We start from the raw sequence: 9,536 nt of genomic DNA, 5'->3' as shown, positions 1-9,536 counted from the left end.
CAGATATTTATATTATTGAACCAAAGTTTAATCTAAAATGGATTTTTGGTTCATTGACAGCGATTATTGCTTTGGCATTTATAAAGCCGCAATTGGCATATTTTTTATTTTGTTGCTGGCTGGTTTGGAATGCCATGCACATAGAATTAGTACATCGCTATAAAAAAGGTAAAAATGTTCAAAGTTTGGGATTGTCAGTAGCAAAAATGTTTTTGCGTAATATTTTTATCGCTCTTATGCTGCATTATATTGTTTTTGATATTTTAATTCATATTTCTGCGATAAGAATAGTTATTTTTTATATCTATACTACGCTGGAAATGATTTTTAAATGGTTCTTATCCTATATTTACGTAGGTGCAAGCGGGGCATTAAAGACAGCAGAGAATGGATTTTCTTTATCGGGATTTTCACCCAATGGTAATTTATACCAAGCCAGTATGACCATTATGACCATTTTAGCATTATGGCAGTTTCGCCACTTTTATTTTCATGCTTGGGCAATTAAAAATCAATGTAGAGAAAAATTGGATTACGAATATGGCGGAGAGGAAAACAGAGGCAGTTATTTCCGCCTTTTATTTATGGGTTTGTGGGTGGTAATGTCCGTGTGGGTAATATCTATACTTCCCGGAGATGGTAGTTGTACTCATATGAAAGCCAGTATTTCATGTTTAAATACCATCAGTATGCCTATTTCTATGTATTTTGTTTATTTCACTTTGTGGTTTGGGATTTCTGTAACTTTTAATGAATTTATTACTTTTTTTGTTCGTAATATTCGCTGTAAACAACTTAACTCTCTATAAAGGGATAAAAAATGAGTAATATGCTTGATTATATGATCCGTGATGATATTATTGATGAAGCATTTAATGATTTTAAAAAAGGTATTGAAGCATGGAGAATTGGCTATCAAACCAATTTCTACAAAGGGAATTAATATAATGCTGTCTTTTTTAAAGAGAAACCATGATTTTTTACTATTACTGTTGTCTTTTGTAATTTATATACAAAAACTTAGCTGGTTTCCGCTTCTGTTTTTGATAACTATATATATATATGGTATCGTCGGGAGTTATTATGGCGGATAAAACATTTAAAGCCCTGGAAAAAATATGAAATCTATACATGGGGAAATGCTGGTACATTTCGGATATTTCTTATATATTGTATTTATGGCATGTTTTGGGTATTACTGATTGCTATATTTTTGCATTTTATCGGTTTTTCAGTATGGATATCCTTTATATTTGAATATACATTTAAATATTTATACACTGGTTTTAATGCCACAGAAATTTATTTGAAAGATAAATTTTTAATTCATCGATATTTGTTGATGGTGATTACCGCTTATGCGGTTTATGTTAGCAGGATACCATTATTGAGTGCTTGGTATGAATGTGCCATGCATTCTGAAAACCATCAATTTAAATTAAGAAAAAAATCTGAACTTTATTTTAAAAGATTAATATTTGGTATCAGTTTCTGGTTATTCCTTACTTGGTTAATGGGATATTGGATGTTATTTCAGGTTCCTGTTTTTTTTACTAACTGTTCTGGAAATGCCAGATTACTAACCTGCATGAATATTTCTGAAAATTTTTTCTTTTTTAGATTTATTTTTAGATATTTATTTTGGTGGGGAGGTTTCATATTTTTTCTTTGGATGCTTAGTTTTATGATATATGCTGATAGATCAAAGCATAAGGATATTAATGGAAATATTCGCAACATTGAAAACTTATCTGATTATTATAAATTTAAATCTAGGTTCTTTAAAACTATAGATTAATTTTTTAACGTAAATTTTAAGCTAGGAGATTAGCATGGCAACTATTTTTGAACAAATTTCTTTGGATATTCAGGCACATTATTTGGCATGGACAGGTGAGCTAGATGAATTGCGTAAAAAAGGAACGCTTACCGATGAAGAAAAAGCTTTATTAGAAAATCGCGTTCATCCAATTTTTAAAGAAATTAGCACTGCTATTGGTGCATTTATCATGAGTAATATGCTTGATTATATGATCCGTGATGATATTATTGATGAAGCATTTAGTGATTTTAAAAAAGGTATTGAAGCATGGAAAATCGGCTATCAAACCAATTGCTACAAAGGGAATTAATACAATGCTGTCTTTTTTAAAGAGAAACCATGATTTTTTATTGTTACTCATTTCTTTTACAATATATATTTTTAATTTGAATTGGTTTCCATTGTTTTTTGCAATGATTTTATATATATGGTATCGGCGTGAAGTATTGTGGCGGGTGAAACATAAAAAACCATTTTTTCATGGAAAAATGGCTAATGCCGATGGTGTGGTTGTTGAAAATCGAGTAATGTGGAAGTTGTTTTTATTTATTATTCGTGGTTTTATATGGGTTTTATTGGTTGCCTTTATTTTACATTTTCTGCATTTGGAAGTATATATTTCATTTATATTTGAATATACATTTAAATATTTATACACAGGATTTTCTGGTACAGAAGTTTATTTAAATAAAAAATTTTTATTACACCGATATTTGCTGGTTTTGATAACAATCTACGCGGTTTACTATGGCAGAAGAATTATATTACTCCCATGGTATGACTATTGTATTCATATTCAAAAAGGCGGGAAAAATCTTTTATATACAATAAGCAGAGGTTTTGTTGGATTTCGTATTTTATTGATGATTGGTGCTATTTGGGTAATGGGATATTGGGTAGTGTTTCAAGCACCAGTATTTGCATTGTCTTGTTCAACCGGAACAAGATTAATAACCTGTATTAGTATTGGAGAAGGTTATTATTTCTTTAGATTTATGTTTAGGTATTTTTTTTGGTGGGCAGCTTTTTTATTTTTATTATATGCTCTTTTTCAGGGATGTATATATAAAGATAAATTTGGTACTACAGAACGGGTTTGATTTTTATCGTTTTAACTTAATTTAATCCATTGAAAGGATTTTTATCATGGCAACCATTTTAGAACAAATTCGCAAAGACTTTGATGTGCATGTTATGGCATGGAACGGCGAATTAAAAAAACTGATGAACCAAGAAACGCTTACTCCTGAGGAACGTTCATTATTGGAGAATCGTGTTCACCCTATTTTGAAAGAAGCCAATGTGGCAATTGGTGCTTTTATATCAGGAGTGGAGATTTCAGTTAATCAAGCACTGAGTAGCGTAAAAGGGCAATCAGGTTCTTTTCGTTTTGATCAGAATTTTAAAAACACAATTACCCAATCAGGCAAGCAATTGTCGCAGTCAATAGACAATATGTTGGATTGTATGACGCGATTGAATTCGCTTAAAAATGTGCTTACCAGTAAGACTTTGGTGAATGCCATGGAAGGATTTGGTAAAGCCATACCGGGTAATTTGGGCAAGATATCCAATAATAGATGAATATATTAAAATTTATTTGCATAAAGGAAATTAATACAATGCTGTCTTTTTTAAAGAGAAACCATGATTTTTTATTGTTACTTATTGCTCTGGTAACTTATATTAGTAACTTGCATTGGTTTCCATTTCTGTTTGCAATGATTTTATATGTATGGTATCGACGGGAATTGTTATGGCGGGTTAGATGTGAAAAACCATTTTATAAGGTAAGACAATTCGATCAAAATACAATTGTAATTCATTTAATAATATTTTTTTTATATGGCTTTATTTTAGTAATTATTGTTGCATTTTTATTATATTTTTTGGGTGTGGCATTTTATATTTCTTATATATTTGAATATACATTTAAATATTTATATACAGGGTTTCATGCTACAGAAGCCCATATGGGAAAAAATTTCATGTTTCATCGCTATTTGTTAGTGCTAATTACCCTATATGCTGTTTATTTTGGTAGGAAATTCTTATTGTCTCCATGGTATGAATGTTTTATGAATTCTGAAAATAAAAAACTCAAGCTATTACCCAATATCCCATGGGTAAAAATAATACTTCGGAATTTATTAGCATTACCTGGTCTTTGGATTCTATGTATATGGACATTGTTCCAAGTGCCACTTTTTATAGATACTTGTTCTCCTTATAAAAAAATGATGATTTGTATTAATATTGGAGAAAATTTCTTTTTTTTAAAATTCCTTTTTAGATATTTATTTTGGTGGTCTAGTTTATTCTTATGTTTCTGGGTGGTTATTTCAAATTATATACATCGTGATAATGAAGGAATTTCTAGTTGGAAACATAATAAATTTTATATTTTTGAAATAAAATCAAAAATGTAAATAACTATTTTTTTCACATGTTACATTCATTTTTTTTAAAAAGGAGTAGTAAAATGGCAACTATTTTAGAACAAATTCGTATTGATATGACAGCACACTTAATGGCATGGACAGGTGAATTAGATGAGCTGCGTAAAAAGGAAACACTCACACTAGAGGAAAGAGATCTATTGGAAAATCGTGTTCATCCGATTTTTAAAGAGGCTAGTGTGGCAATTGGTTCATTTATTAATGGGCTGGATATTGCAGTCAAACAAGCCTTGGATGCAGTGTCATCAAAACCGGGGCGGTTGAGTTTTGATCAACATTTTAAAAATGTTATTCAAGATTCAGGTAAAACACTGTCCCAATCTTTAGATAATTTATTGGGTAGCCTGAAACAATTGCACTCCTTAAAAAGTGTATTAAGCAGCAAAGTATTACTGAATTCTGTAGAAAATTTTAGTAAAGCCATACCGGGTAATTTGGGTAAAATTTTTGGCGTATTAATGGGCGTGGCTACTGGTGCAAGTGATGATTTAACCGGTGATGATAAAACACCAGAGCAACAAACCAAAGATATTATTACCAATATTTTAGGTGTTGGATTTGGTATTGTTGGTGTGCCAGTACTGCTTTTTGTTACAGGATTGGGAGCAACAACAGGTATTGTTGCCATTGGTGTCGGTATCGCAGCCGGTCTTGCTATGGATTTTGTCTGGGAATACGTTATCCCCAAAGAATGGAAAGATGCCGCTTCTGATGCGGTGTACAAAGTTTATAATGCGGTTTCTGAATGGGCGGATAAGGCATGGGGTTCTGACGATAATTTAAGCATTACCAAATATCAAGGTGATGGCGGCGTTGATGGCAGTAATGTTGATGAAAACAACCGTCAATATCTGGTTAATCCCGAAACCGGTGAAACCATTGATGTGCAAAATGATAATGCTGCTGTGAAGATGAACAGCGAAGAGGCCTTAAAAAAAGCCTATCAGGATATTATTGATGCTGAAGCCATTCACTATATCACCGAAGACGGCAAAACCTATGCAATTGTTGACGGCAATACCAGTCTGGTTATCCGCAATAATCTGGATAAAATTACCTCTGAATCCTTTGTGATTTCCAATGTTTTATTAAACAGCGGCGATAAGATTAATTTTGGTGATGGGCGCGATTATTATGAAGTGAAATCGGGCGATACTTTATACACCATTGCGCATGACAATCAAATGACGGTGAAACAGCTGGTGGAAGCCAATCCTTGGCTGCTGGATGAAGGGCGCATTACTTTCTATAAAAACCATTTATTGCTGGAAAAGGGCGATACGCTGGATATAGACAGCAATACCAAGCATGGTTACAACGGCGGCAGCGGCAATGATTATTTAGCCGATTTCAATGGTGGTGATGACATTTATCGCGTCAGCGGCGGTGAGGATATTATGGAAGACAAATCCGGCTATGATACCTATTATGCCGATGATTTCGATACCATTATGGACAAAGACGGCAAGGGAGAGGTGTTTTTAAATGATAGAGAAAACAAACTCGCAGGCGGTGAACACAATTCTGAAACAGATCCTGCGAATATCTATTATGGTGATGGATTAACCTATTATTGGGCCGGCGGCGATTTGATTGTGAATAACGGATTACAAATTTCCGATTTTAAAAATGGTGATTTGGGTATTCGTTTGACGAAGAGAGACGGCGGCGATGGTGGAGGTGATGGAGGCGGAGGTCGAGGCGGTCCCAATATGGGACCAGCCGAAGTACAAGTATCACCCATTATTATTGACCTAAATGGTGATGGTGTACAAACCACACCCAAAGGCGGGCATATTTACCACGACCACGACGGCAATGGTTTTGCTGAAAACACCGGCTGGGTGAGCGCAGAAGATGCCTTATTAGTGCGTGATTTAAATAACAATAATCAAATCGACAATGGCGGCGAATTATTTGGTGATAATACTCTGCTGCCAAACGGCACAAGAGCCGCCAATGGTTTTGAAGCCCTTAAAGCACACGATGCCAATGATGATAAACAAATCACTGCACAAGATGCAATTTGGCAGGAATTAAAACTGTGGCAAGACAAAAACCAAAATGGATATGTTGATGCGGGTGAATTAACCGCCATTCAAAACAGCGGCATCACTGCCATTCAGCTGAATTATCAATACAGCAATTTTGTTGATGCGCATGGCAATACGCACCAACAACAAAGCAGTGTTACCTGGGCAGACGGCAAACAAACTGCGGCGCATGATGTGTGGTTCTCGGTGAACAAAGCAGACAGTCAATACCGGCAAGAATCGGTGAGTGCCGATATTGCTGCGCTGCCTTATGTGCGCGGGTTTGGCGATGTATTGGATTTGCATCAGGCGATGATGAAAGATGCGGTGTTGAAAGGAATGGTTGCCGATTATTTGAATACACCCGCTGCCGAAAGTTTAAAGGCATTGATTTACCGCTGGGCAGGAAGTGAAACCGTTAATCCGCAAGGGCGCGGCAATTGTGTTGATGCACGGCTGTTGGTGGCTTTGGAGCATTTAACCGGCAGAGGATTTTATCAAGGAGGGCTTGGTAAAAATCCGGGGTCAGAAGCTACCCAACTTTTGAAAGTAGAATTCACCCAATTTGCCGATTATGTGAGCGCGAATTTGCTGGCACAAAGCAAATATGCAGATGTGTTCGGCAGTTTATTGCTGCAGCAATGGCAAGCAGATACCCAAAGCGTGGGCTACAGCTGGCAAACACTAAACGCCAAGCTGCAAGGCTTGGCTGAAAATTTGGAAACAGAAACCATCAGTATTTTATTAAAAATTGCCAAAGATTTGGGAAATTACAACCTCAATTATCAAGAAACACTTCTTGCCAATTTTACCCTGTTAGCAGCACAAAACCCTCTATTGGGCAATATGATGGCTGAGAATTTTAAAATCATCGAGGGTAATTCCGGTAATTATGAATTACAAGGAAGTACCCGAGGTGATATTTATCTGTTTAACAAAGGACACGGACAGCATTTTATCAGCGATTATGGCAGTGATGATGACATTATCTATTTCAAGAATATTTCTTTTGATGAAGTAAGATTTCAGAAAGATGGCAATGACTTACGGATCTATGATGATACCCGCAGTGATTGCGTTCACATTCAAAATTTCTTCGCCAGAATCGATTATCGAATCGAAACCTTTATTTTTCAAGACCAAGTAATCACAGCAGATACCTTAATTAGCCGGAAACTCTATGGCAACAAATTCTATGGCGGCAGCGGTGCGGATACCTATTTGTTCAGCAAAGGACACGGACATGATACGGTTTATGACTACGGCTATAACAATGACACCATTCAATTCATCGATGTTAATTATGGTGAAACCCGTTGGTATGAAGACAACTACGATTTAATGATTGCCAATCAACAAAGCGGCGACAGCGTTCGGATTCAAGATTTCTTCAGAAACAGCTATTACCAGATTGAAACCTTTATCTTTCAAGACCAAATATTGACACCGGCACAAATGCGTGAAATGGGTTTTAATTTCTATGGCACGGACGGCAATGACAATCTTAATTTCAGTGCATGGTATGGCAAAGCCCATATTGACGGCGGCGATGGTGATGACAAACTTTATAGCGGCAGCGGCGCAGATACCTTGATTGGCGGCACAGGTAATGATTATTTAAGTGGCGGCGACGGCAATGATGTGCTGGATGGCGGCGATGGTGATGACAAACTTTACGGCGGCAAGGATGCGGATACCTTAATTGGCGGTACGGGTGATGATTACTTAGATGGCGGCGACGGCAATGATGTGCTGGACGGTGGTGATGGTGATGACAAACTTTACGGCGGCAACGGTACGAATATCTTAATCGGCGGTATAGGCAATGATTATTTGTCGGGCGGTTCTCAGAGTGATACGTATCTATTTGCCAAAGGACACGGGCAAGATACAGTTTATGACTGCGACTACAGTAACGGCATTGCGGGTGAGGATACCATTCAATTCATCGATGTCAATTACGGCAAAACCCGTTGGCATAAAGACAGCTACGATTTAGTTATTGCCAATCAGCAAAGCGGCGACAGTGTTCGGATTCAGAATTTCTTCAGAAGCAGTTACTATGAAATTGAAACCTTTATTTTTCAAGATCAAAAATTTACACTAACACAAATGCGTGAAATGGGTTTGAATTTACACGGCACAGACGGTAATGACAATATTAATCTCAGCGAATGGCAGGGTAAAGCCTATATTGATGGCGGATTGGGCAATGATCATTTAGAGGGGAATAATTACAGCAACACGTATCTGTTCAGCAAAGGACACGGGCAAGACACAGTTTATGATGATGGCTACCGCGGTGCGGGTGATGACACCATTCAATTCACCGATATTAATTACGGCGAGACCCGTTGGCACAAAGACAGCTATGATTTAATTATTACCAATCAGCAAAGCGGTGACAGTGTTCGGATTCAGCAGTTCTTCAGCAGTAAAAACTATGAAATCGAAACTTTCGTCTTTCAAGATCAAACATTCACTCTGGCGCAAATGGGTTTGAATTTATACGGTACAGACGGCGATGACAACATTAGTCTTGGCTGGCATGGCAAAACCAATATTTACGGTGGATTGGGCAACGACACCATTTCGGCAACCAATCAAGATGATTTATTGGATGGCGGCGAGGGCAACGATATTTTAACAGGCAACGGCGGCAATGATTTATTAATCGGCGGCGAGGGCGACGACGAACTCTATGGCGGCAGCGGTGAAGACACCTTAATTGGTGGTGCAGGTAATGACTATCTAGAAGGTGGTTTTTATGGCGATACCTATCTGTTTGCCAAAGGACACGGACAAGACACGATTTATGACTACAACGCCAATACCGTGGGTGATGACACCATTCAATTCACTGATGTCAATTACAGAGAAACCCATTGGCATCAAGACAACAGCGATTTAATTATTACCAGCCTGCAAAGCGGCGACAGCGTTCGTATTAAGTATTTTTTAGGTCACGATTCCTATAAAATCGAAACTTTTGTTTTTCAAGACCTAACATTCCGCTTTGCCGATTTGAAAAACATGCGCTTCACAGAATATGGTACAGACGGCAATGACGACATTAGCCTCTATGCATGGCAATACAAAGCCGATATTTACGGTGGATTGGGCAACGACACCATTCGGGTAGTTGATAAAGATAATTTATTAGACGGTGGTGAGGGCGACGATAAACTCTATGGCGGCAGCGGCACGGATACGCTGATTGGC

General features: G+C 36.9%; 8 protein-coding genes. All 8 read left to right on the top strand.

The window, feature by feature from the left end:
- A partial coding sequence (locus tag Q384_RS13655) for a hypothetical protein (RefSeq protein WP_037587699.1) occupies nt 1–809 on the top strand: 809 nt, incomplete at its 5' end.
- Between the two features lie 11 nt (nt 810–820).
- Nucleotides 821–943: a hypothetical protein gene (locus Q384_RS14405; RefSeq protein WP_281174539.1), complete on the top strand. Its 123-nt coding sequence runs from the start codon at nt 821–823 to the stop codon at nt 941–943.
- Nucleotides 944–1,183: 240 nt separating this feature from the next.
- Nucleotides 1,184–1,798 (top strand): hypothetical protein, encoded by a 615-nt coding sequence (locus Q384_RS10065; RefSeq protein ID WP_037587697.1) that lies wholly within the window; start codon nt 1,184–1,186, stop codon nt 1,796–1,798.
- Between the two features lie 34 nt (nt 1,799–1,832).
- On the top strand, nt 1,833–2,132 hold the full coding sequence (locus Q384_RS10060; RefSeq protein ID WP_037587694.1) for a hypothetical protein: 300 nt from the start codon (nt 1,833–1,835) through the stop codon (nt 2,130–2,132).
- 4 nt (nt 2,133–2,136) lie between these two features.
- A complete protein-coding gene (locus tag Q384_RS10055) occupies nt 2,137–2,922 on the top strand; it encodes a hypothetical protein (protein ID WP_037587692.1) in 786 nt (261 codons plus the stop codon).
- Nucleotides 2,923–2,968: 46 nt separating this feature from the next.
- Nucleotides 2,969–3,406, top strand: a complete 438-nt coding sequence (locus tag Q384_RS10050) for a hypothetical protein (protein WP_037587690.1) — start codon at nt 2,969–2,971, stop codon at nt 3,404–3,406.
- A gap of 38 nt (nt 3,407–3,444) precedes the next feature.
- Nucleotides 3,445–4,251 (top strand): hypothetical protein, encoded by an 807-nt coding sequence (locus Q384_RS10045; RefSeq protein WP_037587689.1) that lies wholly within the window; start codon nt 3,445–3,447, stop codon nt 4,249–4,251.
- 53 nt (nt 4,252–4,304) lie between these two features.
- Nucleotides 4,305–9,536: calcium-binding protein (locus tag Q384_RS14400; protein WP_037587687.1), on the top strand; the 5,232-nt coding region annotated here is incomplete at its 3' end.

Origin of the sequence: Stenoxybacter acetivorans DSM 19021 (assembly GCF_000745895.1) — a bacterium.
Lineage (GTDB): Bacteria > Pseudomonadota > Gammaproteobacteria > Burkholderiales > Neisseriaceae > Stenoxybacter > Stenoxybacter acetivorans.
This window is presented reverse-complemented; position numbering and strand designations above follow the sequence as displayed.

Bases quoted from the DNA above. Each gene is read 5' to 3' on its own strand.
- Q384_RS14405 (WP_281174539.1), top strand. From the start codon at position 821: ATGAGTAATATGCTTGATTATATGATCCGTGATGATATTATTGATGAA.
- Q384_RS10065 (WP_037587697.1), top strand. From the start codon at position 1,184: ATGTTTTGGGTATTACTGATTGCTATATTTTTGCATTTTATCGGTTTT.
- Q384_RS10060 (WP_037587694.1), top strand. From the start codon at position 1,833: ATGGCAACTATTTTTGAACAAATTTCTTTGGATATTCAGGCACATTAT.
- Q384_RS10055 (WP_037587692.1), top strand. From the start codon at position 2,137: ATGCTGTCTTTTTTAAAGAGAAACCATGATTTTTTATTGTTACTCATT.
- Q384_RS10050 (WP_037587690.1), top strand. From the start codon at position 2,969: ATGGCAACCATTTTAGAACAAATTCGCAAAGACTTTGATGTGCATGTT.
- Q384_RS10045 (WP_037587689.1), top strand. From the start codon at position 3,445: ATGCTGTCTTTTTTAAAGAGAAACCATGATTTTTTATTGTTACTTATT.